We start from the raw sequence: 24,729 nt of genomic DNA, 5'->3' as shown, positions 1-24,729 counted from the left end.
TATTCCTGAGCTGTTATACAGTTTGTCGCGAAATGACTGTTTTACCAATTGGAGCCAGCGTTAATAATGCCAGCTTTAAGTGTTGTATGCCAAAAGGGATACCAATAATACTGACAAAACACACTATGGCGTGACCTATATGCCCAAGTGCCAGCCAGATACCAAAGCATAAAAACCAGATGATATTTCCCAGTATACCTAAGCCACCGGTACCAATATCATCATAGCGGTTAATGTAACGCCGGTTAACGGCATCCTGCCCGAATGGCCAGAACGCCATCTCTCCTATCACAAAACAGCTACGACCGAATGGAATACCTATGATACTGACGAAACTGATAATCCCGGCAAGCCACCACAGTATACCCATAATAAAGCCACCCATTACAAACCACAGTATGTTGAAGATTAAACGCAGTACACTCATGTATTATGTCCTTTGTGATATAGCCTGGTAGTGAGAAGCACGGCTTGTGCCATATTTAAATTAATTTAAAATCAAAGCTTTATATTTATTCTGGTTTTACGGCAGAGGTCTATTTCACCACTGAGTGGTGAAAAACACGAAGCAGCAGGAAGAGTGATGGTATTTAACGGTATAAAAGCAGTGGTATTTGATTTAGACGGTACTTTGGTTGACTCGGCGTTAGATTTTGCTCTGATCTGTGATGATGTTGGCTGGCCGCGAGGCACACCATTGCTCGAGAAGCTCGCTACGGTTGAAGAGCTCCATGAAAGGCAGCGTATTACGGACATTATTTGTCGTCATGAAATGCGCGGTGCCGAGCTAGCCAGTTGGATGCCGGGTGCGCAACAATGCCTTGAACAGTTAAGCGAGGCCGGTATACCGCTGGCTATTTTGACACGTAATATGCGTGCAGCGACTCAACTGACGGTATCAAGGCTGAATATCCCAATACAGCACATTGTTACCCGGGAAGATTGCGCAGCAAAACCTGACCCGGAAGGGTTGCTGCGTATTGCTGCGCAATTGCAACTGGATGTCAGCGAAATGATTTACGTTGGCGATTACTTGTTCGATTTACAAACAGCTGCCAATGCAGGTATGCGGTCCTGTTTGTATCTTAATGAACATAATAGTCATTTTGCGCCGCAGGCCAGTTGGTCATTTTATCATTTTGATGAACTGAGCAGTATGTTAGTCCGGTGACATAACAACGAGCTGCCAATTGCCGGCTTTGCTTTAGGGTTAGTTTATACGCTAGGATGCTTCTATATTAATAAGAATAAAATGCCTGTCGGGGATAGCTAAGTGTTAGAGCGGCTGAAAAACGATTTCTATCTGGCAATGCTGACACTGGTTGGCTGCATCATAGTGCTTTGTGTCACTCCCTACGGGATATATAGGTTATACAGTGGCAATTACATTGTTGGTGCAGCCGACCTGATTATGGTGTTGTGCGCTATTGCTGCAACCCGCATGGCTTGGCGCAGTGGCGATACGGTAAAACCTGGCTTATTTATGGCTTTGGTATTTTGTGCCGGAGCCCTGCTGGTATGCATTAACCTGGGTGTAGATGGCTTATTCTGGGTTTACCCCTTTTTAGTGTTTATTTTCTTTCTGGTTGCGCCAATCCGTGCTTTTGTATTACTGGCGCTGATGCTTGGGTCGTTGTTTGTTATTGCTAATTTGTATCCGCAACTTATTTTCGCCAGTCGGTTTCAGATGCTGGCGTTTTTTGTTACCACCAGCATTACCAGCTTGTTTGCATTTATATTTGCGTATCGCGCCCAGTTGCAACGCCGTGAACTGCAGCGCTTAGCAACCACCGATAGCCTGACCGGTGCCGGCAACCGGCGTACACTTAATGATCAGTTGGCGGTCGCTATCTCGGAGTTTGCCCGCCTGTCGCGGCAATATGGTTTGATCCTGCTGGATTTAGACCATTTTAAGCAGATTAATGATAACTACGGCCATAAGGTAGGGGATCAGATCCTAATTGAACTAGTACCGGTATTGCAATCTATGCTGCGCCAGAGCGACCAGGTATTCCGCTTTGGTGGCGAAGAGTTTGTGGTGTTGGTTGCCGATATTAAGCAGGCAGATTTAGAGCGCCTGGCTGAGAAGCTCCGGGCTGGCGTACAGCGCAAGATAATACTGCCTGACGGCGCGCAAATTACTACCTCTATCGGCGTCGCCATGCAAAAAGCTGATGAAAGCTGGGAGGCCTGGTTACACCGCGCTGATCTTGCGTTATATGAGGCGAAACATCAGGGGCGTAACCGGGTCGTCACAGCTTAATGGCACCAGTTGCCGTTATCGAGATAGGGCTGCAATACCGGGGCTAAACTGTTCATTACCTGCAGTGGTAATGCTGAGGTAAAACTGAACTGTTCGGCCTCTGCATCCGGTACGTAAGCTGTTAACACACCAAAATGCTGATATCCCAGATAAAAGGCAAAGGTTGCAGTACGGTTCAGTGCTTTTGAACTGACATGCTGCCCTTTGGCATTCAACTGGACCAGGCGGTTATCCCCGGTGCCAGTTTTGCCACCTATGATGACATTCGCGCTGTTATAAGCAGTGTGTAACCGTCTGCCTGTACCCACTGACACAACCTGCTGCAGCGCTGAGCGCACCGCCGCGGCAACTTCAGGTTCGAGCACTTGATGTGCTTGCGGTGACGTGCGATCAAAGTGGGTTTCATAAGGCGTGCCTGAAGCAAACGCCAGCTTTTCGACGCGAAACACCGGCAAACGCTTACCATCATTGATAATAATGCCAATAAGTTCGGCCAGCGCTGCCGGTCTATCGCCGGAGCTACCAAGGGCTGTCGCCAGTGATGGCACCAGATAATCAAACGGATACCCCAATCGTTGCCAGCGCTGGTGTAAGTCCCAGAATGCTTCTATCTCCAGCATGTTGCGGATGCGGTTATCACGGGCGCTGCGAAAACGGGTTTTAAACAGCCACTGGTATACTTCCTGTCGTACATCAGCACTGTCGGTAATCGCCTGCTGTAAATTAGCCTGTGGATACTGCTGCAGGTAGGCAAGTAGCCATAATTCTAACGGGTGGCTGCGTGACAGGTAAGCGCGGTCTGGCAGGTTAAACGCACCCGGCTGATACTTGTCATACAGTTTTAGGCTGTCGGCTTCAGTGACCTCATTGCCAAATTGTGCCCTAAGTGTGGCATCCAGTTTAGCCGGCGTGCTGGTAGGGTTGATATAAAGATAGGCAACTGCGAGGCGCTCTGGTGTTTGCCGGCTGCTGCCAACATACAGTTGCATACGTTGCTCTGCCGTACTGTCTTTATATTTCTGCCAAAAGCGGCGGATAAAAGTGGTGCCTTCGCGATCAGCAAAACGGCGCAAATATTGATCACGACGCGGGTTGTCGTCATCGGCCAGCAATTGGTAACTGCTGTTTTCACCATGATAAATGCTGTAATTGACAATGTCTTGCAACAATCTGACAAAGGGCAGGTTAATCGATTGCTGCAGCGCTTCAGCAATAGACGGTGTCATGCTGTTTTCTTCTTTACGGAAATTGTTAAAGGTGTGCAGACCACCACCAGTATAGAAACTTTCTTTCGGATCAGCGCTGTACCTGCGATCGAGCGCCGCCTGTAACAAAGCATCAAGCCTGGTATTAGGGTGTTCAGTCAGATAACTGATGACCCAACTGGTCAGGTGGTCCTGTGGCGCTATATTCACAAACTGCAGGGTGTCGGTATCTTCTTCAGCGTACAGCCGGTGCAGTTCTGCAATAATCTCCAGATAAGTAACCAGCACCCTGAGCTTAGCGGTAGAGCCAAGCTCGAGTTTACTGGCATCATTCATATCAAAAGGCTGGTCAGTATTGTCGGTTTGTACCCGTACCTTGTTGCCGTTTTCTGTGCGCTGATACAGCGTAAAGCTGTACTTTACTTTATTTTGTTGGCCGCTTTGCAGCAATCGGTCGGCAAACAAGCCGGCTTTTTCTGCTTCATCATAGCGACTGAGAGCCCGTAAATGCTGGCTGATATCCTGTTGCAGCTGCAGGTGCAACGTGGTTTGGGCCGTCATATCAAGCCGGTCCAGCTGATACAGGCTTTGCTCCAGTAACTGACTTACGCGGTTTCGCACCATGGTACTGGCTTTGAAGTCTTCACCAGATTGTGCTGCAGGTGCGGCTTTGCCATTGAAATGCAACGGTTGCTGTATGGCTTTGGCCGCCAGAGCTGAAGGTACTAAACCTTGTTGCTGCATCAGACTCAGATGGCGGTTACTCAGTTGCTCTAATTCATTTCTGCCCTGTAGCAGGTAATACGATGGTCGCCGCTGGGCAATGATTAACGCCATAATCTGTTTTAAGGCCAATCCTTGTTGTTCACTGTATGGCGGGCCTTGTTGCAACAGCCGGCTTACTTTTAGTGGCTCTGCGCCAAACCAGGCATATAAACCCTCTGCCATGCCATTAACTTCACCATAAGCAGGCGTAGCGGCAAGCGGCACGGTATTTATGTAATCGAGTACTATTCTCTGTCTGACCATACTGGTATCAGGGCTTTGTTGATAAGCTCTGACGCTGGCTGACACCAGCTGGCGGAATTTATCGGCAACATCAGAGGTAAATCCCTGCGGGCTGTGGCGATATTTTTCCAGTTGCGTCGCCAGTGTGCTACCACCAGCGGCGGCGGCTGGAATACCGGCAGCACGTTGCAACTGTGACCAGACAGCGGCGCCTAAGCGCGGCAGATTTAGTACCGGGTTGGCCTGCACATGCTCTGGTGTCAGCAAGGTTCTGTCTTCGACAAACAGCAGGCTTTGGATAATCAGTGGCGCTACTTTAGTTAAATCATCAAACTGCATGGCGGGTGCTTGATGACTATACAGAGTCTGTTGCTGACAACTATTTACCAGTAGGCCGGCACTTTGTTTCTCGGTATAAGGTGGGTAAAAACCCAGCCGGGCGTACTGCATTAGGGCCGGAGAGAATTCAGTTTGAGCTGTCAGACGAAAGCCTGATTGTTGCAGCTTTTCAATCCACACCGGCAAACGGCTATAACCAAAGCGCTGATCAAAGGGGCCAGCTGCAGGGTAGTGTATTTGCTCAGTAGCGGAGTCTTTGACCTGATAGGTGAGTTTATTGCTGTACCAGTGCCAGAAAGCCGACTGATAGAAATGGTTGCGGCTTTCCTGATAAATAGCCAGTACCAGTACAATAAAAAAAATCAATAGTAGCCAGGGTAAGTAACGTACCGGCGGCTGTGCCGGTGCGACATAAGGCGGTTCTCTGACATTGTCAAATGTCATACGCTGCAACATAGGTTTGGCGTGCAGCGTGGGTTCAGTTCTCGGCTTTTGATTCTGCGATACACTCATACCTGCTAGGTTTGCTCCCGCACTTTCTGTTTTAACGCTTCTGCATGCAAAGCCTTATCATTTGCGCTGGTATAATGCCAGCCATGCAGGTTGTCATAAATCAGCTGGCACAGTGCGGCAATATGCCCGGGTTCTGCATTCAGCGCGCTGATGTATTCATAGCGTTGTCCGCCAGCATGCAAGAAGTACTCTTTGTTTTCTTCGCCAATCTCTTCAATGGTTTCCAGACAATCTGCCGAAAAGCCCGGGCAAAATACCTGCACACTGTTGATGCCCTGGGCGGGCAGTGATTTTAACGTGGCATCGGTATATGGCTTTAACCATTCTTCGCGGCCAAAGCGCGACTGGAAAGTAGTGATGTACTGGCTTTCATCAAGTCCGAGCTCAGTGGCGATTAAACGTGAGGTTTTGTAGCACTCGCAGTGATACGGGTCGCCGTTTAGCAGATAGCGTTTGGGGATGCCGTGATAAGACAAAATAAGTTTGTCTGCCTGACCATGGGTGTGCCAGTGCTGGCGAATTTTATCCGCTGCGGCCTTAATAAAAGGCGGGTAGTCAGGGTAGTGCGAAACAAAGCGCAGGTCAGGCAGCCAGCGCCGTCGCATAAAATTGCGTGACAGCTCATCAAAGCTCGATGCGGACGTTGAGGCCGAATATTGCGGATATAGCGGCAGCACTAATAGCTTGCGTACACCTTGGGCAAACATTTTGTCCAGTACACTATCAAAACTGGGGTTGCCATAGCGCATAGCGAATTCAACAACGATATCGTCTCGGCCATCTGTCTTTAGCTGCGCTGCGATGGCATCGCGCTGTGCCTGAGTGTGAAATAACAGTGGTGAGCCTTGCTCGGTAAATACGGTGGCATAGGCTTTCGCAGAGCGGCGCGGCCTGAACTGCAAAATCACACCATTGAGAATAAACCACCATAGCAGGCGGGGAAACTCAACCACGCGGGGGTCAGCTAAAAATTGCTTTAAATAGCGTTTTAATGCCCTCGGCGTAGGCTCATCCGGGGTGCCGAGGTTGGTAAGCAAAATACCTATTTTATCGTGTTGCTGGTGATTGAAGTCGCGGGTATTAATATAGCGCATAACAGGGCGGCTGCTCTTTTTATTAAAAAGGAACTGTCAGTACGGCAGTAACACTTTATCAGTTTACCTGATCTAAGGCCTGAGCCGATCTTAGCAGTTTATATGGTGAATACGTAAGGAGGGTTGAAAAATTAATCTTGTTGCCAGCATAGTGAAGGGCCGCTGTTGAGCGGCCCAATACAACCATTAATGATGGTGATGACCACCTTCACCATGTGCATGGCCATGAGCAATTTCTTCATCCGTTGCGTCGCGCACCGATAAAATATCGATAGCAAATTGCAGCGTTTTGCCGGCTAACGGGTGGTTAGTATCAACGTCGGCTTTAAACATGCCTACTTTAACGATGGTCACCTGACGCTGACCATGTTCGGTTTGCACTACGGCTGTCATACCCGGTTGCCATTTTTTTGCGCCTAGCAAATGTTTTACCTGAATGCTCTGAATCGCATTTTCGTCGCGCTCGCCATAAGCCTCTGCTGGCGTCAGCGTGACGTCCAGTTTGTCGCCAGCAGCTTTACCACTTAGTTGCTGCTCCAGTGCCGGCAGCATTTGTTGATGACCGTGCAGATACAGTAATGGGTGGCTGCCTTGTGAGCTTTCGATTTGCGCGCCGCTGTTGGCGTCACTTAGGGTGTAATGAAACTGTACAACGCTGTTGTCACTGATTTGCATAATAGTTTGAGTCCGGTTGGCGTAAAGCCGTTATTATCGGGCCTGAGACGGTAAAAATCGACAGCTTTAAGAAAAAACACGCCACAAAATGAGTGGCGTGTTTGGGGCTCTGCTGCATAGCAACCTGCCAGTGGTATCAGGTTGCTGCTTTCATACTGCTGATAAATTGCGTTAACTGCGCCAGTAAATGCTCCGGCTGATGCTGGTGCTGCTCGATAAGCTTAACAATTGCTGAGCCAGAGATAGCCCCGGCGGCGCCACTGGCTAACGCCTCTTTAACATGCGCCGGTGTCGAGATGCCAAAGCCCAGCAGTGGTGGGGCCGGGTTATAGCTGCGGATGCGGCTTATCAGCTCAGAGGTTGGCATCGCTGCAACAGTTTCGGTGCCCGTTACACCGGCACGGCTGAGCAGATAGGTATAGCCGCGGCCGTATGATGCTATCTGGCGTAAGTCTTCATCATCTACATTAGGTGGCACGATAAAAATCGGCGCTATGTCATGCTTGATAGCGCTTTGTCGGAATAGCTTGCTTTCATGCAGCGGCACATCGGCAATCAATACTGAATCAACACCGGCGGCGGCTGCCCGGGCATAAAAGTTATCGATACCACGCGCCATCACCAGATTTGAATATAGCAATAAACCAATAGGAATAGTGGCATGGTAAGAGCGTATTCGGGCGATAATATCAAAGCTGATGGCCGGAGTGACGCCAGCGGCTAAGGCGCGGATATTGGCGCCCTGAATAGTCGGGCCGTCGGCAATGGGGTCTGAGAACGGTATACCCAGCTCCAGCGCATCGGCACCGGCATCAATCAGCGTTTTAATGATCTCAAATGACAGCTCTGCTGTCGGATCGCCGATAGTGACAAAAGGGACAAAAGCACCACGGTTTTGCTGCTGCAGGCGGGTAAACATCTGTTGATAACGCTTCATAACTTCGCTCCTGCTAATACACTGTGCACATGGGCTAAATCTTTGTCGCCACGGCCGGACAAATTCACCAGCAGTACAGTAGGTTCGGTTGCCTGTTCTGCCATTTTCAATGCGTGAGCCAGCGCATGGGAGCTCTCCAGTGCCGGAATAATACCTTCGCTTTTTGCCAGTAGCTGAAATGCCGCTAAAGCTTCATCATCGTTTATGGCCACGTAACTGGCGCGGCCGGTTTGTTGCAGATGGGTATGCTGCGGGCCAACGGCCGGATAATCGAGGCCGGCGGAGATAGAATAGGACTCTTCAATCTGGCCATCAGTGGTTTGCATAATAGCGGTATAGGCGCCATGTAAAATACCATAACTACCGGTAGACAGCGCTGCACCATGCTGATGGGTATCGATACCTGTACCGCCGGGTTCTACGCCAATCAGTTTTACACCCGGCTCGTCGATAAAGTCGGCGAACATGCCGATAGCATTTGAGCCACCGCCAACGCAGGCAATGACGGCGTCGGGCAGTTTGCCTTCGGCTTTTAACAGCTGTTGCTTGGCTTCTTCACCAATCATTTTCTGAAAGTCACGTACTATGGTCGGGAAGGGGTGAGGGCCGGCTGCAGTGCCTAGCATATAGTGCGTGGTGTCGTAACTGGCAGACCAGTCGCGCATCGCTTCATTTACCGCATCTTTTAGCGTGCCGCTGCCACTGGTAACAGGTATAACGGTAGCGCCCATCAGCTTCATCCGAAACACATTCGGCTGCTGGCGTTCAATGTCTTTAGCCCCCATGTAAATTCGGCACTTTAACCCGAGTAAAGCGCAGGCTAAGGCGGTTGCAACACCATGCTGGCCGGCACCGGTTTCGGCTATCACTTCCTGCTTGCCCATACGTTTAGTCAGCAGTGCCTGGCCGAGCACCTGATTGGTTTTATGTGCACCACCATGCAGTAAATCTTCGCGTTTTAAGTAAATTTTAACTTTCGGGTTAGGCGAAATATTGCGGCACAGCGTTAAAGGCGTTGGCCTGCCGGCGTATTCTGTCAGTAGTTGCTGAAACTCGGCATGAAAAGCCGGATCGGCCAGCGCATCAACATAAGCCTGCTCCAGCTGTTTCAGTGCCGGTACCAGTAATTGCGGTACAAACATACCGCCGTACTGGCCAAAGTAAGGATTAAGTTTTAGCTCACTCATAATGAAATTCCCGGATTTTGGTAAATGCTGACTGGATTTTGGCTACATCTTTGCAGCCTGGTGCGCTTTCCAGCCCTGAATTAAAATCTAGCCCGGCCACCGGCAGCGTTAATGCTGTGCCGCAGTTGTCGGGGCTTAGGCCGCCAGCCAGCATCAGCGGCAAGGCGGAGGATTGTTGTGTTAGTAATTGCCAGTCAAAGCTGATACCGCTGCCACCATGTTGCTGCGGATGAAACGCATCCAGCAAGATACGATCTGCAAGCGGGGTAAACTCCGGCAGGGCATCCTTTACCCGATAGGCTTTCCAAATCTGACAGCTGGCATCGAGCATCTTACGCAGCTTTTGCAGGTAGCGATCATCCTCTTCGCCATGCAGCTGCACCGCGCTTAGTTTCAGCAGCTTCGCCTGCCGGGCTACCTGTTCGATATCGGCATTAACGAAGACACCGACATATTGCAGTGGCGCGCCTTGCTGCACTATTCCGGCTTGTTCTGGCGTAATATAACGCGGTGATGCCGGGTGAAAAATCAAGCCGCCGTAATAAGCACCGGCCGAGTATGCGGCTTCAGCGTCCTGTGGCCGTGTTAAGCCGCATACTTTGTGCTCGCCCTGCACCAGTTTACGGGTAGCAAGGGCTAAGTTGGCTTCAGCCATCAGTGAGCTGCCAACTAAAAAGGCATCAGCTACCAGGGCTAAACGCCGCACTTGCTGGTTAGTGTAAATGCCAGACTCTGATACCACGGTTCTGTCAGCAGGAATAAGCGTTGCCAGCGTGAAGCTGGTGTCTAAGTTGGTGCTCAGATCGCGCAGATCGCGATTATTAATACCAATAAGCTCGGCATCCAACGCCACCGCCCGCCGCGTTTCTTCTTCGTTACTGACTTCGGTCAGCACTGTCATATTCAGCTGACGCGCAATAGCCGCCAGCTCACGGTACTGCGCGTCATCTAATACCGACAACATTAGTAACGCCGCATCTGCGCCACAGTGGCGGCCAGCATATATCTGGTAGCTGTCAATAATAAAGTCTTTATGCAGTAAAGGCTTGTCAGTCAAGGCACGCATAGTGCGCAGGTAGTCATAACTGCCCTGAAAGAATTGCTCATCGGTCAGTACCGAAATGCAGTCGGCATAGCGGTTATATACCTGCGCCAGTTCTTGCAGATTAAAATCGGCGCGGATCAGCCCTTTGGATGGCGAGGCTTTTTTACACTCTAATATAAAACGTGGCCCACTTTGTTTCAGCGCGGCCAGAAAATCGCGCAGGCTTGGCAGCACCTCGGCCGCGAAGCTCTGCAGCGGTAACTGCTGTTTTAACTTTGCGACTTCATCACGTTTATGGGCAACGATTTTTGCCAACACGTTTGGCATTTGCTCAGCCATGTTGGGCCTCCTTCGCGGCTGACTGACTCAGTGCGATAAACTGGCTAAGGGTATTGTAAGCCCGGCCGGATTGCAGCAGCTCCAGTACGGCGCGGGTATTCACTTTTAAATCATCACCCAAGCCGGCAATTTTCAGCATGGCTGCGACATTGATTGCCACCGCCGCATTGTGCGCAGCCTGGCCTTGGCCTGTTAATATCGCCAGCGTTGCTGCGGCGTTTTCGCCCGGCTCACCACCGGCAAGAGCACTTAAAGGCATTAAGCTTACGCCAAAGTCGTCCGGTGTCAGGCTAAACTCGGTAATTACGCCATCTTTTAGCTCACAGACATAGGTGGTGCCATGCAGCGCTACTTCATCACAACCACTGCCATGCACCACCCACGCACGAGTCAGGCCAAGCTGCTTTAATGCCTGTGCCATAACACGGCACAACTTAGGATCGTATACGCCGAGTAACTGATAGTCAGGTGCTGCAGGGTTAACCAGTGGCCCCAGCAGGTTAAACAGCGTCCGGCTTTTTAGCGCATTACGCACCGGCATCGCATGCTTTATGCCGGTATGGTACAAAGGTGCAAACAGAAAACTGCAGTTAGTTTGTTGCAAGGTATCAGCCGCCTGCTGTGCAGACAGCTGAATATTAACCCCCAGATGTTCCAGTAAATCGGCAGAGCCGGAACGGGATGACACACTGCGGTTACCATGTTTAACGACTTTTAACCCCATGGCAGCGCCCACTATAGCGGCAGTGCTGGAGATATTAATGGTATTGCTGCCATCACCACCTGTGCCACAGCAGTCGATACTGCCACTGATCCGGGCAGGAAAAGGTGCCGCTGCAGCACGTAAGGCACTGGCGGCACCGGCAATTTCATCAGCGGTTTCGCCGCGCATTTTCAGCGCGATCAGTAAAGCCGTCAGCAGTACAGGGTCGACATCGCCGGTAACCACGGCAGAGAAAAACTGCTCAGCCTGCTCAAAGCTAAGCGGCTGACCACTGAGGCTATGTTGTACTGTTGCTAAAATCTTGTCTGTCATCGTTAGCCCCGTAATAAATAATCAATGCTTTGTTTCAGCAGCGGTTTGCCAAGCGTTGTCAGGATCGACTCCGGGTGAAACTGAAAACCCAGCATACGTTTTTCTTCATTTATAACAGCCATCGGGATATGGCGGTCATTAGCCAGCAGCGTCAACGCATTTGGCATTTCAGTCGCCATCAGGGAGTGATAGCGCGCTACCGGGAAGGGGTTGGGCAAGCCATTAAATAACGCATGCGGGTTTAGCGTAATCGCCGCCGTTTTACCATGTACAGTTTCGCCGGCACGGCCGACAACACCGCCAAAGTGCTCGACGATAGCCTGATGGCCCAGGCAAATACCCAGCACCGGAAATTTCGCTTCACACAGCAACAACAGCGCGGGCATTGAACCCGCATCGGCAGGGCTGCCAGGGCCGGGCGATAACACAAGCAATACCGGCGAGGTTTCGGCGCACATTTGCTGAAAAATGTAGTCTGCCGGCACTGTATTGCGATACAGCCTGGTTTCATAACCTAGTTGGGCAAATTCATCGACCAGGTTGTAGGTAAAAGAATCGATGTTATCAAGCAAATAAATGATAGCCATAACTTACTCCTGTACCGGTGCTTGATGCGCGGCAATGATAGCGCTAATCACGGCCTGCGCTTTACTGCGGGTTTCATCGGCTTCTGCCTGGGCAACAGAGTCGAATACTACCCCGGCACCGGCTTGTATATAGGCAGTGTTGTTGGCCACATAGGCCGAGCGGATCACAATGCAGCTGTCAAAATCTCCGTTACCGGCGAGGTATCCCACCGCACCGCCATAACTGCCCCGGCGTTTACCTTCTACCTGGCGGATAAGTTCAGCGGCTTTTACCTTAGGGGCGCCGACCAAAGTGCCCATGTTCATACAAGCCTGATAAGCATGCAGTGCATCGAGCTCTGGCTTTAATGTACCGACAACGCGCGATACCAGATGCATAACATAAGAGTAGCGGTCTACTTTTAGCAATTCTTTGACATAACGGCTGCCCGGCACGCTGATACGGGCGACATCGTTGCGGGCTAAATCAACCAACATTAAATGTTCGGCTTTCTCTTTCTCATCTTGTCGAAGCTCTAACTCAATGCGGCTGTCCAGATCCCTGTCTATACTGCCATCGCTTTTAAAACCACGGCGCCGGGTGCCGGCAATAGGGTATATTTCTACCTGGCGGCTTTGGGCATCAAACTTCAGTGCCGACTCGGGCGAGGCGCCAAACAGCGTAAAAGCGGCATCTTTTAGGTAGAACATATAAGGGCTGGGGTTTTGTTGCTTTAACCGCGCATAAGCGGCCAGTGGTTGCGGGCATGGCAAGCTGAAACAGCGCGACGGCACCACCTGAAAAATATCGCCGGCGACAATGTGTTGTTTCAGTTTTTCGACCTGCTGCATAAAGTCGCTGTCGCTGATATCAAGGTTTAACTCAGCAGATACCTTAGCTGTAAGCGGCTGCGTTGTCGGTGCTGATTGCAACAGCTGCTTTAGCTGTTCCAGCCGTTTGCCAATAACAAAACAGTTCGCTGGTGCTTGCTCACCACAAAACACATTGCCGACCAGCCGGCTGTCGCCGGTTTGATGATCCAATACCAGCAAGGTTTCAGCTAGATAAAACACATAGTCCGGGCATTGGTTTTCCGCCGCCGCTACTTCAGGTAATTGTTCAACTGTGGCCACCATGTCGTAGCCAATAACACCGCCTAAAAATACTGCAAAAGGTTCATCACTCTGACAATGCAGTTCGCGCTGCAAAGTACGCAGTACCGTAAAAGGGTTTGGCATTTGCAGGCGGGCGTTTTCTTCGAGTAACAACGGTGGGCGCTGGTATTGAATACTCAGTTGCTGGCCCTGTTGCTCAACGCTGGCATCTGTGCTTAGCTTTTGTGCCAGATAAGGTAGCAGTACAGCGCCATTGTTGCTGACAGCAGTGATAATAACGTTTTGGTCGTTACATTCAATGCGCAGTGCCGCATCTATCAGCAGCAGGCTTTTCAAGTTGTCCTTGCTGTCGATTTCGGCCGATTCCAGCAATAAAGAATAAGGGCTTTGTGCCGTCAGCATCTGGTAGCAGGATAATGCGTCTGCCTGATATGGCAGCTGCATGGCGATACTGGCCACCTCGCCCGGCGTGTCAGTGATATGACTAAAAATCATGCTTAATTTTGTCCTTTTAAATCAACAAGTTTTTGTTCAGCTCGCCGCCACACATTTTGCAGGCACATAAAAAAAGCCCGCTTCTTGTGGAAACGGGCTTCGGTAATTAAAGCTAATACAACGCCTACACACGCCCGTTGGGAATGTGCCACCACCAGTTAGTCAGGTTAAGGGTTGTCATAAATTGCATTAGCTTTAGCCACCTCGTTAATTACGCCCACATAAAACCGCAAAACGGTAGCCGGCGTCAAGTGCTTATTTGTTATAACACAGAAATAAAAGCGTATAAGCTTCCGGATGGCTGCGCTCTGGCTTTGCGATAAGTCTGTGCTGTGCGACAATAGCAACCTTATATTGAGGTGCTGATGAAAATTGATTTACACAGCCATACGCTGTGCTCTGATGGTGTGCTGTCGCCGGCGGATTTAGTAGCACGGGCCGCAGAAAAAGGCGTAGATGTACTGGCGATTACCGATCATGATTCGGTTGCCGGATTAACTGCAGCCAGAGAAGCTATAGCAGCGCAGCACTTGCCGCTGACGCTTATCAATGGTGTAGAAATCTCTACCAGTTGGCAGCAGTTGGAAATTCATATTGTCGGGTTGAATATTACCCCTGACTGTCCGCTGTTTTTACAACGCCTGGCTACGCAGCAACAGGCAAGAGTGGTGCGCGCCGAAGAAATGGCACGACGGCTGGCGAAGAATAATATCCCTGATGTGTTGCCGGCAGTGCTGAAGCTGGCAAACGGTGCGGCGTTGACCCGGGCGCATTTTGCCCGCCATCTGGTCAGTATTGGCAAAGCCAGCACCATGGATAATGTATTTAAGAAGTACCTTGGCCGGGGCAAAATAGGTTATGTGCCGAATAATTGGGTGGACATGGCCGAGGCTATTGCGTGGATCCATGACGCTGGCGGAGTGGCTGTGCTGGCGCATCCGCTAAAATACAAATTGACCACAAAGTGGGTAAAGCGGCTGGCGGAACAGTTTGCTGCCGCCGGTGGTGATGCTATTGAGATTATCTCGCCACAACAAACGCCGGTGCAAAAGCGTGAGCTGTGGGCTCTGTGTGAACTGCATGGCCTGACAGCATCGGTCGGTTCAGATTTTCATCAGGTGACAACTTGGAATGACATCGGAAAAAACCTATATTTAACCGACGATGTTATTCCTGTATGGGCGAATTGGCCGCAGGTGGCCCAGGCGCAAAGCGCTTGATTAGCCTTTAATTTTATTTAAGCAGAATACTAATGAGCCAATTTTTTCATATTCACCCGGAAACCCCGCAACAGCGTTTGCTAAAGCAGGCAGTACAAATTATCCAGCAGGGCGGCGTAGTGATTTACCCGACAGACAGCGGTTATGCACTGGGCTGCCATGTAGGCGATAAAAGCGCGATGGAACGTATTTTACAGATCCGCCAGGTAAGCGGTGAACATCACTTTACGCTGATGTGCCGTGATTTATCTGAGCTTTCAGTGTATGCCAAAGTAGAAAACGCGGCCTTTCGCCTGATAAAAAACAATACGCCGGGCGCTTATACCTTTATTTTACGTGGTACGAAAGAAGTGCCAAAGCGCTTACTGAATGACAAAAAGAAAACCATTGGTCTGCGTATTCCACAGAATAAAATTGCGCTGGCGTTGCTCGAAGAGCTGGGAGAGCCGCTGCTAAGCACCAGCTTGATTTTACCGGGCGAAGAGTTTGCCGAGAGCGACCCTGAAGATATGCGTGCCCGGCTGGAAAAGCAGGTTAGTTTAATACTGCACGGTGGTGTCATCGGTGAGTCGCCAACCACGGTAATTGATTTGTCTGACGATGAACCGGTAGTGCTGCGCGAAGGCTGTGGCGACCCGGCGCCGTTTCGCTAAGCGTGAGTTATAAGGGCCAACCTTGAGCGATACTCCGCCAGACACTGTGCAACCAGACAGTTTAACGATACAGCAGCCGTTGCCACTGGCGTTTGTACGCGGTGAAGCTGTGTTGGAGCGTCCGGAAGACTTATATATTCCGCCCGATGCGCTGGAGATCCTGCTTGATGCCTTTGAAGGGCCGTTGGACTTTCTGCTCTACCTTATACGCAAGCATAAGTTTGATATTGTCGATTTACCGGTAAATGAAATTACGCTGCAGTATATGGAATATATTGACCTGATGCAGGGGCTGAATTTTGAACTGGCGGCAGAGTATCTGGTAATGGCAGCGATGCTGGCGGAGATCAAATCACGCTTGCTGTTGCCACGCCATACCGAGGCAGATGATGAAGAAGCCGACCCCAGAGCCGAACTGATTCGCCGCCTGCAGGAATATGAAGTGTTCAAACAGGCCGCGTCTGGGCTTGACAGCTTACCGCGGGACGAGCGTGATCATTTTACCGGCAATGCCAGTCTGGCGGACAATTTTGCACCGCTGCTGATTTTGCCTGACGTGGAATTGGGCGAGCTGGCGCTGGCGTTGAAAGATATTGTCAAACGGGCGAAGGATTTTCAGCATCATCATATAAAACGTGAACATTTATCTACCCGTGAACGCATGAGCCGAATTCTGGATTTACTCAGTAGCCATCAGGGCTATCTGGCATTTTCTGCCTGTTTTGATATCAGTGAAGGCCGTGAAGGTGTGGTAGTTACATTTCTGGCGATGCTGGAGCTAACCAAAGAAAAGCTGATAGAAATTATTCAGGTGCAGGCGTACGGCCAGATCCATGTCAAATTAAAGGATACTGAGGCATAATGGCGGGCAAAATTAATGATGTTCAGTTAATGCAGTTGGTTGAGGCTGCTATTTTCGCAGCTGACAAACCTCTTAGCCAAGACGATATACAGTCAACAGTGCTGGATGGGCTGAACATCAGCAAAAAACGCCTGAATGACACCTTAGCAAGGTTGCTACAGGACTATGCCGGGCGCGGCGTTACACTAAACCAAACGGCATCAGGTTACCGTTTTATTACCCGGCCTGAGTTAAGTGATTATTTAGCAAGGCTTTGGCCAGAGCGCTCGCCGCGCTATTCGCGGGCGGTGCTGGAAACACTGGCATTGATAGCGTACCGCCAGCCCATTACCCGTGGCGAGATAGAAGATATTCGTGGCGTTTCGGTTAGCAGCCAGATTATGCGCACTTTGCTGGACCGAGGCTGGGTTAAGGTGGTAGGTCATAAAGAGGTGCCGGGCAGGCCGGGGCTTTATGCCACCACCAAAGAATTTTTAGATTATTTTGGGTTAAAAAGCTTAACCCAGTTACCCCCCTTGCCAGAATTTCAGGCGATAAGCCTGGATTTGGCAGACACCGTCGTGACGACAGGAGAATTACACTGATGAGTGATAAAACCGCTAGCGAGAAACTGCAAAAAGTGCTGGCCCGCGCTGGTCTTGGCTCCCGCCGGGAAATGGAAGAGTGGATAAGCGGCGGCCGTGTGACCGTTGATGGTAAACCAGCAACGCTGGGTGATCGTGTTAGCCCAAACCAGCAGGTAAGGGTTGATGGGCATCCGGTACAGATTGCCAGTGAAGAGCAACAAATTTGTCGCGTGCTGGCGTATCACAAACCAGAAGGTGAGATTTGTTCACGAACCGACCCTGAAGGTCGGCCAACAGTATTTTCCCGCTTACCCAATATCAAAGGCGCACGTTGGATTGCCATTGGCCGGCTTGATATTAATACCTCGGGTTTGCTGCTATTTACCACTGACGGTGAACTGGCCAACCGCCTGATGCACCCTAAGTTCGAAGTCGAGCGTGAATACGCGGTTCGGGTATTTGGTGAGATTAACGATGCTATGATCCAGCGCTTGCGCACTGGCGTTGAGCTCGAAGATGGCAAAGCGAATTTCAAAAAAATTAAAGCCTTACCGGGTGAAGGTATTAACCGTTGGTTCCATGTTGTGTTGACAGAAGGCCGCAACCGCGAAGTGCGCCGGATGTGGGAGTCGCAAGGTGCGGTGGTTAGCCGCTTAATCCGGGTACGCTATGGCGATTTATTATTACCTAAGCACTTGCCGGCCGGTGGTTATGCAGAATACCCACTCGACGAAGTGAACTACCTGCGAAAGTTAGTCAGCCTGGCGCCGGAAGTGGCCACCTTAGTGAAACCGGAAGACAGAGACGAGCGCCGACGCCGCATGGCCAGTATGAAGCGGGCAGTGCGCAAGCATCAGATCGCCGAGAAAAGCCCGGAGCGTAAACCGAAAGAACGTAAGTCTGTTGAAAAGACAGACGCTAACAAAACTGCCACGCGGCAGAAACCAGCACCCGCCAGAGGAAAGCCACAGCGCCAGCCTACCGGCAAAAAGCCCAGCCGTGAAGGCAGAGGTTAATATCAAAAGAATCAAGGCGCATTAAGCGCCTTTATTGTTACGTTGAGAGAGATTAAGTGACAGCAGAGTTAAATTCGGTGCTGACCGTTGTGGTGATTGCACTGGCAGTACTGATTACCGGCATTTCCAAATCCGGTTTTGCTGGCGCTATTGGTGGCATCACTGTGCCTTTAATGTCTCTGGTGGTAAGCCCTGCCTTTGCTGCTGCGCTGTTGCTCCCGATTTTGATCATTGCTGATGTGCTTAGCCTCCGGCAATGGTGGGGACAGCACAGTAGGGCGCATTTAATGCTGTTACTACCGGCTGCAGTAGTTGGCATTGTGTTGGGCTATATCAGTTTTGGCTCTTTGGACGAAGCGGGTTTGCGCCTGTTACTCGGTATTATTACCTTGCTATTTGCCCTGAATATGCTGTTTAAAGTGGTTAATCAATCACACTTTACATCATCTATCGCCGGGCGAGTGCTAGGTGCGTTAAGCGGTTTTACAAGTTTTATTGCCCACGCAGGTGGGCCACCATTAAATATGTATTTGTTACCACAACAATTGCCTAAGCAGCAGTACCTGGCTACTGCTGTGGTGTTTTTTGCTGCGGTAAATCTGTTGAAACTGCCACCATACATACTATTAGGCCAACTCAATACCGCTTTACTGGGTTATGCTTTGCTGAGCCTGCCATTGGTTTGGCTTGGTGTAAAACTGGGCATTGTTTTGCAGCACCGTATTAGCGAACGAATGCTTTACAGCATCGTCAGTTATTCTATGTTGCTGTTAGGCATAAAACTCATTCTTGATGGTGTTACCCCCTGAATAAGCAGGATATGTTTAAGCTCAGGCAGAGTGACGGCACAACACTCATAACCCTGGGCAGATAATAAAGTGCTAATTCACATTGCTTATTTCAGAAGGCGTACAGCTGACATCAACGGTCTTTGGGTACCAAATTGGCGCAACGTAATTTACTACCGTTGTAGCCAGACCATTTAAAAAAGACACTTCAGTTTTTACAGACTGCCAGTCTTGCTGTTGGCAGATCTCCACCAGGTTCACCGGTTTGCTGCCTTCATACAAAGCAAAGAAAAAGTTGTGATGCCACTGCTGATAGGTGACAGATTCTGCTTGCTTGTCTGTATTTCGGTCAAAGTGAATGGTGCTGCAGGCATTAAGCACGACACAAAGGGCTGCTGATAGTCCTATTTTATAATTCATAATGTAGCTCCTAATCAGCACCAGACTTTGGCAGTGTGTGGGTAATAGATGCCCAGTGTTACTAATCCAAGCAAGCCATCGGTAAAGGTTTGTTGTGATTGCATTTGTTTTGGCTCTGCGCCATTACAGATAGTATTAACATCAACGTGATGCTCTCCCACAATACCCCATAAATAAAACGGTTTAGAATCAATATAAGTTGGTTCTTTGGCGAGTTTGCTGCTGGCTTGTGGATGAATGGTAACGGAAGAGCAAGCGGTTACCGAGACAATCAACGCGATTGTCGATATTTCCCTGAACATAGAAGACTCCATTAGTTTTATAATAAACAGTGAGTTATATATCTATTGGTGCATTTTTCGCCGTTCAGTATAAGTATCAGGTAAATTTGTGTAAAGAATTTATTTTTATTGTTATTTTTATGGTTGGCTGGTTTGTTTTGTTGGTGAATAAATGGTTTTATGTTAACGAACCTTGCTGTTACGCACCATTTTATACATCAGTTCCGGCGATAAGCGCGAGACCAGGGCGCCGAGGCGTTCTTTCAAGCCGCCGATAACAATATAGTTTTTACCTTTCAGCAGCGCTTTAACGGCTTTTTCAGCAAAGGCTTCTGCCGTCATGGCATTGGCCTGGGCATCGTCCATGCTACCAAGAGCAGAACCATCTCCGGTTAGCGCATTACGTGATACATCGGTTTTAACGAAACCCGGAAAAATCGTTGCCACCTGCAGGCCTTTATCAAACAGTTCTGCCCGCAGGCTGTTTGCCCACAAATGCAAAGCTGCTTTAGCTGCTGAGTAGCTGCCTCGATATTGAGTACCGACTAAACCCGCAACTGATGAGATAAATACCACTTTCCCGCCGCCGTCCGCCAGCAGTAGCGGTAATGCGCTGCGGGTCAGGTGGATCTGAGCAAAGTAATCGACATCGAACAGTGTGCGATCTGTTTGCGCCGTGGTGTCAGTTATCAGTGCGCGCTGGCTGATGCCAGCATTATTGATCAGCCAGTCAAGGCCACCTATTTGCTGCGTTATCGCCGCGATGGCTGCTGATACTGCATTAACGTCGGTAATATCTAATGGAAGTAATAAATGCTGCTGACTATTGGCGAGGCTTGCCTTAACCCGTTCCAGTTCGTGAAGGCGCCTGGCACTGAGCACTAACCTGGCACCATCTGCCGCCAGCTCCCGGGCCAGGGCTTCGCCAATACCACCAGAAGCGCCAGTGATCCAGATAACTTTGTTGTGTATGGCCGGGTTTATCATAGTGCTGCTCTGTTCGCCTGATTAAACCCGACATTAAGCCAGTAGCATCAAGGTTGTAAAGCTTTCTGCGGTGCGACTTTATATTTGCGTTTGTAATAGCCCTTTAAACTCAGGAGTACCGCTGTGCCAATAACCGGTGCAGCCAGCCAGCTGATTAACTGCCAGTCGCCAGGTAGCCACTGCGCCAATATTCTGCGCCCGCCTGCGGCGAAAAATGCTGTGTAAACCGCGATACCGCTGCCTACCATGGCACTGAAATGCTCGATAATCCAGGCGCGCGGGCTGACTTCTGCTTTGTACACATACCAACTGATTGTGGACGCCGTTACTAAACTGACGCCGGCAAAGATGATTAACAATGGCATACCGACACTTAGCCCTTGCCAGGCAACATATAAAGCAGTAGGGAACAGCAAAAACACCGGGCCTTGATAGTTCCAGCGCCGCAGCAGCGCCCGGTTATGTTTGGTGCGAAGTACGCCAATAGCGTGGCGCACAGTGACCCAGGTTAACAGGCTAAGCAGTAATAGAAATTGCGATAGCGGCACCCGCCACACCAGCATGCGTTGTATTTGTTCAGGGTTTAACTGTTTTCCTGCAGCATAAATAGCAACCGGGTCAGCTAAGCCCAGTGAACTTAATACCACGCCGGAGCCCGACACCAGCAGCATAATGTAATAAAAAATATTGCCCGCGCTGATATGAAGTTTACTGCCTTTACGCACTATGATAGGAAGCCAGTAAAGTAACAAAGCCACAGCACCGAGCGTAATGTGCAGGTAAAGTAAGACGGTATAAAGTGTGTGCATAATAAGCCTCCGTGATTGATAGCAAAAGCTTACCCGGCAACTTTTATTAAGGCAGGTGCCATAAGTCAGGATTTTTCACTATGACTTCTGGCATATTGCTGTTATGTCAGCATCTTGCATAATGCACTTATGAAAAAACAATATGATTTTGCCGTTCTGGCGGGGTTGGCCACCTGGCTGGCAGTTTATGGCATCAGTTTTTATATTCTGCATAAAATCACGCCGGGCCAGAGCTGGCTGGCTGCGCACCTGCTGTTTATCAGCTACGGCGGCTTATTCTTTTTGCTGACGCGCGGTCAGGGACGTTACACTTTATCTGGGCGCTATGGCCGTGCTCTATTAGTAATACAACTGCTCATTGCATTTGCCTTGCTGTTGTACTTGCCCGCTAACTACTTTGATTTTTTTTCTGTACTGACCATTATCTGGGTGGCTATGCTGCCGTTTGTGATGTCTACCGGCCGGGCGATGTTGGTCGTGCTTGTGGTAGTGGCGACATGGTACAGCATTGTAGCCTGGCAAAACGGTCACAGTGTCTGGATCACAGCATTGCTAAATGGCTGTTTTCATGTGTTTGCGGTGTTGGTGCAAAGTGCCAGCCGGGACGCAAAAGCAGCTAAAGAAGAGCTCGAATTGAAGCATCAGCAATTGCAGGCGACACAGCAACTGTTGCAAGGGGCGTCGCGACAGGCTGAGCGTACGCGGATTGCCCGCAACTTACATGATCTTGTCGGTCATCATTTAACGGCTTTGACAATACAACTGCAGGTAGCAGGTCACTTAACTGACGGCGACGTCAAAACACAGATTGATAAGTGCCATCAGCTGGCTAAATTATTGCTGTCAGATGTGCGTGAGGCAGTCAGTACCATGCGCCAGTTTACTGATGTATCTTTACAGGATGCGATAGCACCTTTGCTGGCATGGTTACCTGAGCAGCTGAAGGTAAACCTGGCTATTACGGGGAATATTATGCTGCATGATCTGCAGCAGGCGCACCATTTACTGTGTATCGTGCAGGAAGCTCTGAGTAACAGCTTAAAACACAGCGGCGCCAGCGAAGTATTTATCCGGGCGTTTACCGAACAAGATTGCCTTAAGCTACAGATCTTCGACAATGGCAGCTTGCCGGCGCGCTGGCGGGCAGGCAATGGTATTAAAGGTATGCACGAGCGGCTTAACGAATGTGGTGGCAGTTTGGTGCTCACAACACAAAAGCAGGCGATGATGCTGAACATAAGTTTGCCCTATCGGGGGAGTGACAGTGCATAACGTAATACTGGTTGATGATCAGAAGCTTATCCGTGATGGCATTAAAGCACTACTGGGTTTGTGCGCCAGTGTACGCGTTGTTGGCGAGTACAGTGATGGTAGTGGTGTGGTTGAAGGTTGCCGGCAATTGCAACCTGATGTGATTTTGCTGGATTTATCCATGCCGGTAATGAATGGTATTCAAACGCTTGGTGCGCTGCAGCAAGCCGGTATCAATATACCCGTGCTCATTCTGACAACTTTTGATGAGCACGGACTGGTACTGAAAAGTATCAGCTGCGGTGCGCGTGGTTTTTTATTAAAAGATGTGTCGCTTGATACGCTGATAGAGGCTATTGCTACGCTGGCACAGGGCGGCAGCTGGTTTGCGCCGAACATTACCCAGCGTTTGCTGGAAACGGTAAAAAGCAGTGACAGCACTTTTACTATGCCAGCTACGCTTGAACCTTTAACTGAAAAGGAATTGGAGATACTGCAGCTGATGGCTGCCGGTTACAGCAATAAAGAAATTGCTTCGGCACTGTATAAATCTGAAGGTACTGTTAAGAACCAGTGCTCAGCGATACTGGCTAAACTCGGGGTGCGCGATCGCACCCGGGCCGTATTGCTGGCACTGGAGCTTGGTTTAATCAGCTAACTGCTATAGCCATTAGGATTTGCCGACTGCCAGCGCCAGCTGTCGCGCACCATATCATCCAGTGTTTTCTCTGCCTGCCAACCAAGTAGGGTTCTGGCTTTAGCCGGTTCGGCATAACATACTGCGATATCGCCCGGCCGCCGCGGTGCAATCTGATAAGGCACGGGCACTTTGTTGGTTTCGCTGAAGGCTTTTACCATATCCAATACGCTGTAACCGGTGCCGGTGCCCAGGTTTATTGCCTCAATGCCGCTATGTGTTTGCAAGTACTGCAAGGCCTTCAGATGGCCGCGGGCTAAATCCACAACATGGATATAGTCGCGTACACCTGTGCCGTCATGCGTGGCGTAATCGTCACCAAACACACTTAGTTGTTCACGTTTACCTACAGCTACCTGAGAGATAAACGGCATCAGATTGTTCGGAATGCCGTTAGGGTCTTCACCTATCTGGCCGCTGTCATGCGCGCCGACCGGGTTAAAGTAGCGCAGCAGTGTAATACCCCAGTCGGGTTCTGCCCGCACTAAATCTTCCAGAATATGCTCAATCATCAGTTTGCTCTGGCCATAAGGATTGGTGGCAGAGCGGGGGGCAGTTTCAGGGATGGGGACCTGTTTAGCATCGCCGTACACGGTTGCCGATGAACTGAAAACCAGTTTTTTCACCCCAAATTCGCGCATCACACGGCATAAGGTAACCGTGCCGGCAACGTTATTGTCGTAGTAATGCAGTGGAATTTGGGTAGATTCACCAACGGCTTTTAAGCCGGCAAAATGTACAACTGCAGCAATATCATATTGGCAGAATACGTCACGTAGTGCTTGCTCATCACGGATATCGCCTTTCACGCTGACGACGCTTTTCCCGCTGAGCTGCTCTACGCGTTTTAATGCTGCATCAGAGCTGTTGCTGAAATTGTCGAAGCTCAGTACGTTAAAACCGGCGTTCAGCAGCTCCAGCGCCGTATGACTGCCAATATAACCTGCACCACCGGTAAGTAAAATATGGCTCATTCGTGTATTCCTTCGTTTGGCTGTTATGGCAGTACTTTTCTAAACGGTTTTACCGTTGAACGTTGATACACACCTGCCGCGAGATAGGGATCGGCATCAGCCCATTGCTGCGCCTCAGCCAGCGACGCAAATTCTGCAACCACCAGAGACCCGCTAAAACCAGCCGGGCCAGGATCAGCACTGTCAATCGCCGGAGTGGGGCCAGCAAGTAGTAAACGGCCTTCAGTTTTCAGTTGTTCAAGCCGGGCCAGATGCGCCGGCCGGGTTGCCAGACGTTTATCCAGACTGTTGGCAACATCTTCAGAATAAATCATATAGAACATAGATACGTCCTTTTACAGAGCCTGTTTTTACTGGCGCACCTTAGCAGATTGATAACGCTTCGCC

Annotated in this window: 26 protein-coding genes; 10 read left to right on the top strand and 16 right to left on the bottom strand. The window is 50.0% G+C overall.

Features of this window, described 5'->3' with window-relative positions:
* Positions 1-13: 13 nt before the first annotated feature.
* A complete protein-coding gene (locus LHL18_RS10440; RefSeq protein ID WP_134056379.1) occupies positions 14-427 on the bottom strand; it encodes a YccF domain-containing protein in 414 nt (137 codons plus the stop codon).
* Positions 428-583: 156 nt separating this feature from the next.
* On the opposite strand from LHL18_RS10440, the gene LHL18_RS10435 reads away from it, so the two are divergent.
* Both LHL18_RS10435 and LHL18_RS10430 read left to right on the top strand, forming a co-directional pair.
* Positions 584-1,171, top strand: a complete 588-nt coding sequence (locus tag LHL18_RS10435; RefSeq protein WP_226767328.1) for an HAD family hydrolase — start codon at positions 584-586, stop codon at positions 1,169-1,171.
* Positions 1,172-1,273: 102 nt separating this feature from the next.
* Positions 1,274-2,263 carry a GGDEF domain-containing protein gene (locus LHL18_RS10430; protein WP_226767039.1) on the top strand — a complete coding sequence of 330 codons (990 nt, stop codon included), beginning with the start codon at positions 1,274-1,276 and terminating at the stop codon, positions 2,261-2,263.
* Here the strand turns inward: LHL18_RS10430 and LHL18_RS10425 are convergent.
* The 9 genes from LHL18_RS10425 to LHL18_RS10385 form a co-directional block, all read right to left on the bottom strand.
* On the bottom strand, positions 2,260-5,328 hold the full coding sequence (locus tag LHL18_RS10425; RefSeq protein ID WP_226767038.1) for a transglycosylase domain-containing protein: 3,069 nt from the start codon (positions 5,326-5,328) through the stop codon (positions 2,260-2,262). The genes LHL18_RS10430 and LHL18_RS10425 overlap by 4 nt on opposite strands.
* 5 nt (positions 5,329-5,333) lie before the next feature.
* Positions 5,334-6,422: a ferrochelatase gene (gene hemH, locus LHL18_RS10420; RefSeq protein ID WP_226767037.1), complete on the bottom strand. Its 1,089-nt coding sequence runs from the start codon at positions 6,420-6,422 to the stop codon at positions 5,334-5,336.
* 186 nt (positions 6,423-6,608) lie between these two features.
* A complete protein-coding gene (locus LHL18_RS10415; protein WP_134056371.1) occupies positions 6,609-7,097 on the bottom strand; it encodes an FKBP-type peptidyl-prolyl cis-trans isomerase in 489 nt (162 codons plus the stop codon).
* Positions 7,098-7,233: 136 nt separating this feature from the next.
* Positions 7,234-8,034, bottom strand: coding sequence for a tryptophan synthase subunit alpha (gene trpA, locus LHL18_RS10410; RefSeq protein ID WP_134056369.1), 801 nt, complete (start codon positions 8,032-8,034; stop codon positions 7,234-7,236).
* On the bottom strand, positions 8,031-9,221 hold the full coding sequence (gene trpB / locus LHL18_RS10405) for a tryptophan synthase subunit beta (protein WP_226767036.1): 1,191 nt from the start codon (positions 9,219-9,221) through the stop codon (positions 8,031-8,033). Before trpB ends, trpA begins: the two co-directional genes overlap by 4 nt.
* Positions 9,214-10,605 (bottom strand): bifunctional indole-3-glycerol-phosphate synthase TrpC/phosphoribosylanthranilate isomerase TrpF, encoded by a 1,392-nt coding sequence (gene trpCF / locus LHL18_RS10400; RefSeq protein ID WP_226767035.1) that lies wholly within the window; start codon positions 10,603-10,605, stop codon positions 9,214-9,216. Before trpCF ends, trpB begins: the two co-directional genes overlap by 8 nt.
* Positions 10,598-11,641 carry an anthranilate phosphoribosyltransferase gene (gene trpD / locus LHL18_RS10395; RefSeq protein ID WP_226767034.1) on the bottom strand — a complete coding sequence of 348 codons (1,044 nt, stop codon included), beginning with the start codon at positions 11,639-11,641 and terminating at the stop codon, positions 10,598-10,600. Before trpD ends, trpCF begins: the two co-directional genes overlap by 8 nt.
* Before the next feature lie 2 nt (positions 11,642-11,643).
* Complete coding sequence (locus LHL18_RS10390; RefSeq protein ID WP_226767033.1) at positions 11,644-12,228, bottom strand: aminodeoxychorismate/anthranilate synthase component II; 585 nt, start codon at positions 12,226-12,228, stop codon at positions 11,644-11,646.
* 3 nt (positions 12,229-12,231) lie between these two features.
* The gene (locus tag LHL18_RS10385; RefSeq protein WP_226767032.1) at positions 12,232-13,818 is read right to left on the bottom strand and encodes an anthranilate synthase component 1; all 1,587 of its coding nucleotides are present in this window, start codon (positions 13,816-13,818) and stop codon (positions 12,232-12,234) included.
* A gap of 365 nt (positions 13,819-14,183) precedes the next feature.
* Here LHL18_RS10385 and rnm point away from each other — a divergent pair, with 365 nt between their 5' ends.
* Genes rnm through LHL18_RS10355 form a run of 6 tightly spaced genes read left to right on the top strand, consistent with a single transcriptional unit; the run spans position 14,184 to position 18,944 of the window.
* Positions 14,184-15,038 carry an RNase RNM gene (gene rnm, locus LHL18_RS10380; RefSeq protein ID WP_134056358.1) on the top strand — a complete coding sequence of 285 codons (855 nt, stop codon included), beginning with the start codon at positions 14,184-14,186 and terminating at the stop codon, positions 15,036-15,038.
* Between the two features lie 32 nt (positions 15,039-15,070).
* A complete protein-coding gene (locus tag LHL18_RS10375; protein ID WP_226767031.1) occupies positions 15,071-15,691 on the top strand; it encodes an L-threonylcarbamoyladenylate synthase in 621 nt (206 codons plus the stop codon).
* Between the two features lie 22 nt (positions 15,692-15,713).
* Entirely contained in the window at positions 15,714-16,553 is an 840-nt protein-coding gene (locus LHL18_RS10370) for a segregation and condensation protein A (RefSeq protein ID WP_226767030.1), read from the top strand.
* Positions 16,553-17,137, top strand: coding sequence for an SMC-Scp complex subunit ScpB (scpB, locus tag LHL18_RS10365; RefSeq protein ID WP_226767029.1), 585 nt, complete (start codon positions 16,553-16,555; stop codon positions 17,135-17,137). The genes LHL18_RS10370 and scpB overlap by 1 nt, the downstream gene beginning before the upstream one ends.
* Entirely contained in the window at positions 17,137-18,135 is a 999-nt protein-coding gene (gene rluB, locus LHL18_RS10360; protein WP_134056352.1) for a 23S rRNA pseudouridine(2605) synthase RluB, read from the top strand. The genes scpB and rluB overlap by 1 nt, the downstream gene beginning before the upstream one ends.
* A 56-nt stretch (positions 18,136-18,191) precedes the next feature.
* Entirely contained in the window at positions 18,192-18,944 is a 753-nt protein-coding gene (locus tag LHL18_RS10355; protein WP_226767028.1) for a sulfite exporter TauE/SafE family protein, read from the top strand.
* 72 nt (positions 18,945-19,016) lie between these two features.
* Here LHL18_RS10355 and LHL18_RS10350 read toward each other — a convergent pair whose 3' ends face one another.
* The 4 genes from LHL18_RS10350 to LHL18_RS10335 form a co-directional block, all read right to left on the bottom strand.
* Complete coding sequence (locus tag LHL18_RS10350) at positions 19,017-19,343, bottom strand: Bor/Iss family lipoprotein (RefSeq protein WP_134056342.1); 327 nt, start codon at positions 19,341-19,343, stop codon at positions 19,017-19,019.
* A gap of 14 nt (positions 19,344-19,357) precedes the next feature.
* Complete coding sequence (locus tag LHL18_RS10345) at positions 19,358-19,645, bottom strand: Bor family protein (RefSeq protein WP_134056340.1); 288 nt, start codon at positions 19,643-19,645, stop codon at positions 19,358-19,360.
* 162 nt (positions 19,646-19,807) lie between these two features.
* Positions 19,808-20,611, bottom strand: a complete 804-nt coding sequence (locus LHL18_RS10340; protein WP_226767027.1) for an SDR family oxidoreductase — start codon at positions 20,609-20,611, stop codon at positions 19,808-19,810.
* 47 nt (positions 20,612-20,658) lie between these two features.
* A complete protein-coding gene (locus LHL18_RS10335; protein WP_226767026.1) occupies positions 20,659-21,420 on the bottom strand; it encodes a hypothetical protein in 762 nt (253 codons plus the stop codon).
* Positions 21,421-21,549: 129 nt separating this feature from the next.
* Between LHL18_RS10335 and LHL18_RS10330 the strand changes: the two genes are divergently transcribed.
* Positions 21,550-22,692 carry a sensor histidine kinase gene (locus LHL18_RS10330; protein ID WP_226767025.1) on the top strand — a complete coding sequence of 381 codons (1,143 nt, stop codon included), beginning with the start codon at positions 21,550-21,552 and terminating at the stop codon, positions 22,690-22,692.
* Positions 22,685-23,329, top strand: a complete 645-nt coding sequence (locus LHL18_RS10325) for a response regulator (protein WP_226767024.1) — start codon at positions 22,685-22,687, stop codon at positions 23,327-23,329. The genes LHL18_RS10330 and LHL18_RS10325 overlap by 8 nt, the downstream gene beginning before the upstream one ends.
* Here the strand turns inward: LHL18_RS10325 and galE are convergent.
* Positions 23,326-24,342: a UDP-glucose 4-epimerase GalE gene (gene galE, locus LHL18_RS10320; protein ID WP_226767023.1), complete on the bottom strand. Its 1,017-nt coding sequence runs from the start codon at positions 24,340-24,342 to the stop codon at positions 23,326-23,328. The two genes, LHL18_RS10325 and galE, sit on opposite strands and share 4 nt — an antisense overlap.
* A gap of 23 nt (positions 24,343-24,365) precedes the next feature.
* The gene (locus LHL18_RS10315) at positions 24,366-24,665 is read right to left on the bottom strand and encodes a YciI family protein (RefSeq protein ID WP_226767022.1); all 300 of its coding nucleotides are present in this window, start codon (positions 24,663-24,665) and stop codon (positions 24,366-24,368) included.
* Positions 24,666-24,729 lie beyond the last annotated feature (64 nt).

This window comes from Rheinheimera aquimaris (assembly GCF_020531985.1).
GTDB classification, from domain to species: domain Bacteria; phylum Pseudomonadota; class Gammaproteobacteria; order Enterobacterales; family Alteromonadaceae; genus Alishewanella; species Alishewanella aquimaris.
The sequence above is the reverse complement of the archived record's forward strand: the minus strand, read 5'-3'. Positions and strand labels throughout refer to the sequence as shown.

Coding starts and splice junctions, on each gene's coding strand:
- LHL18_RS10315 (WP_226767022.1), bottom strand. CDS start 24,665: ATGTTCTATATGATTTATTCTGAAGATGTTGCCAACAGTCTGGATAAA.
- LHL18_RS10350 (WP_134056342.1), bottom strand. CDS start 19,343: ATGAATTATAAAATAGGACTATCAGCAGCCCTTTGTGTCGTGCTTAAT.
- trpB (WP_226767036.1), bottom strand. CDS start 9,221: ATGAGTGAGCTAAAACTTAATCCTTACTTTGGCCAGTACGGCGGTATG.
- rluB (WP_134056352.1), top strand. CDS start 17,137: ATGAGTGATAAAACCGCTAGCGAGAAACTGCAAAAAGTGCTGGCCCGC.
- trpA (WP_134056369.1), bottom strand. CDS start 8,034: ATGAAGCGTTATCAACAGATGTTTACCCGCCTGCAGCAGCAAAACCGT.
- trpD (WP_226767034.1), bottom strand. CDS start 11,641: ATGACAGACAAGATTTTAGCAACAGTACAACATAGCCTCAGTGGTCAG.
- hemH (WP_226767037.1), bottom strand. CDS start 6,422: ATGCGCTATATTAATACCCGCGACTTCAATCACCAGCAACACGATAAA.
- LHL18_RS10440 (WP_134056379.1), bottom strand. CDS start 427: ATGAGTGTACTGCGTTTAATCTTCAACATACTGTGGTTTGTAATGGGT.
- LHL18_RS10390 (WP_226767033.1), bottom strand. CDS start 12,228: ATGGCTATCATTTATTTGCTTGATAACATCGATTCTTTTACCTACAAC.
- LHL18_RS10340 (WP_226767027.1), bottom strand. CDS start 20,611: ATGATAAACCCGGCCATACACAACAAAGTTATCTGGATCACTGGCGCT.
- LHL18_RS10375 (WP_226767031.1), top strand. CDS start 15,071: ATGAGCCAATTTTTTCATATTCACCCGGAAACCCCGCAACAGCGTTTG.
- trpCF (WP_226767035.1), bottom strand. CDS start 10,605: ATGGCTGAGCAAATGCCAAACGTGTTGGCAAAAATCGTTGCCCATAAA.
- LHL18_RS10435 (WP_226767328.1), top strand. CDS start 584: ATGGTATTTAACGGTATAAAAGCAGTGGTATTTGATTTAGACGGTACT.
- LHL18_RS10330 (WP_226767025.1), top strand. CDS start 21,550: ATGAAAAAACAATATGATTTTGCCGTTCTGGCGGGGTTGGCCACCTGG.
- galE (WP_226767023.1), bottom strand. CDS start 24,342: ATGAGCCATATTTTACTTACCGGTGGTGCAGGTTATATTGGCAGTCAT.
- LHL18_RS10415 (WP_134056371.1), bottom strand. CDS start 7,097: ATGCAAATCAGTGACAACAGCGTTGTACAGTTTCATTACACCCTAAGT.
- LHL18_RS10385 (WP_226767032.1), bottom strand. CDS start 13,818: ATGATTTTTAGTCATATCACTGACACGCCGGGCGAGGTGGCCAGTATC.
- rnm (WP_134056358.1), top strand. CDS start 14,184: ATGAAAATTGATTTACACAGCCATACGCTGTGCTCTGATGGTGTGCTG.
- LHL18_RS10335 (WP_226767026.1), bottom strand. CDS start 21,420: ATGCACACACTTTATACCGTCTTACTTTACCTGCACATTACGCTCGGT.
- scpB (WP_226767029.1), top strand. CDS start 16,553: ATGGCGGGCAAAATTAATGATGTTCAGTTAATGCAGTTGGTTGAGGCT.
- LHL18_RS10425 (WP_226767038.1), bottom strand. CDS start 5,328: ATGAGTGTATCGCAGAATCAAAAGCCGAGAACTGAACCCACGCTGCAC.
- LHL18_RS10345 (WP_134056340.1), bottom strand. CDS start 19,645: ATGTTCAGGGAAATATCGACAATCGCGTTGATTGTCTCGGTAACCGCT.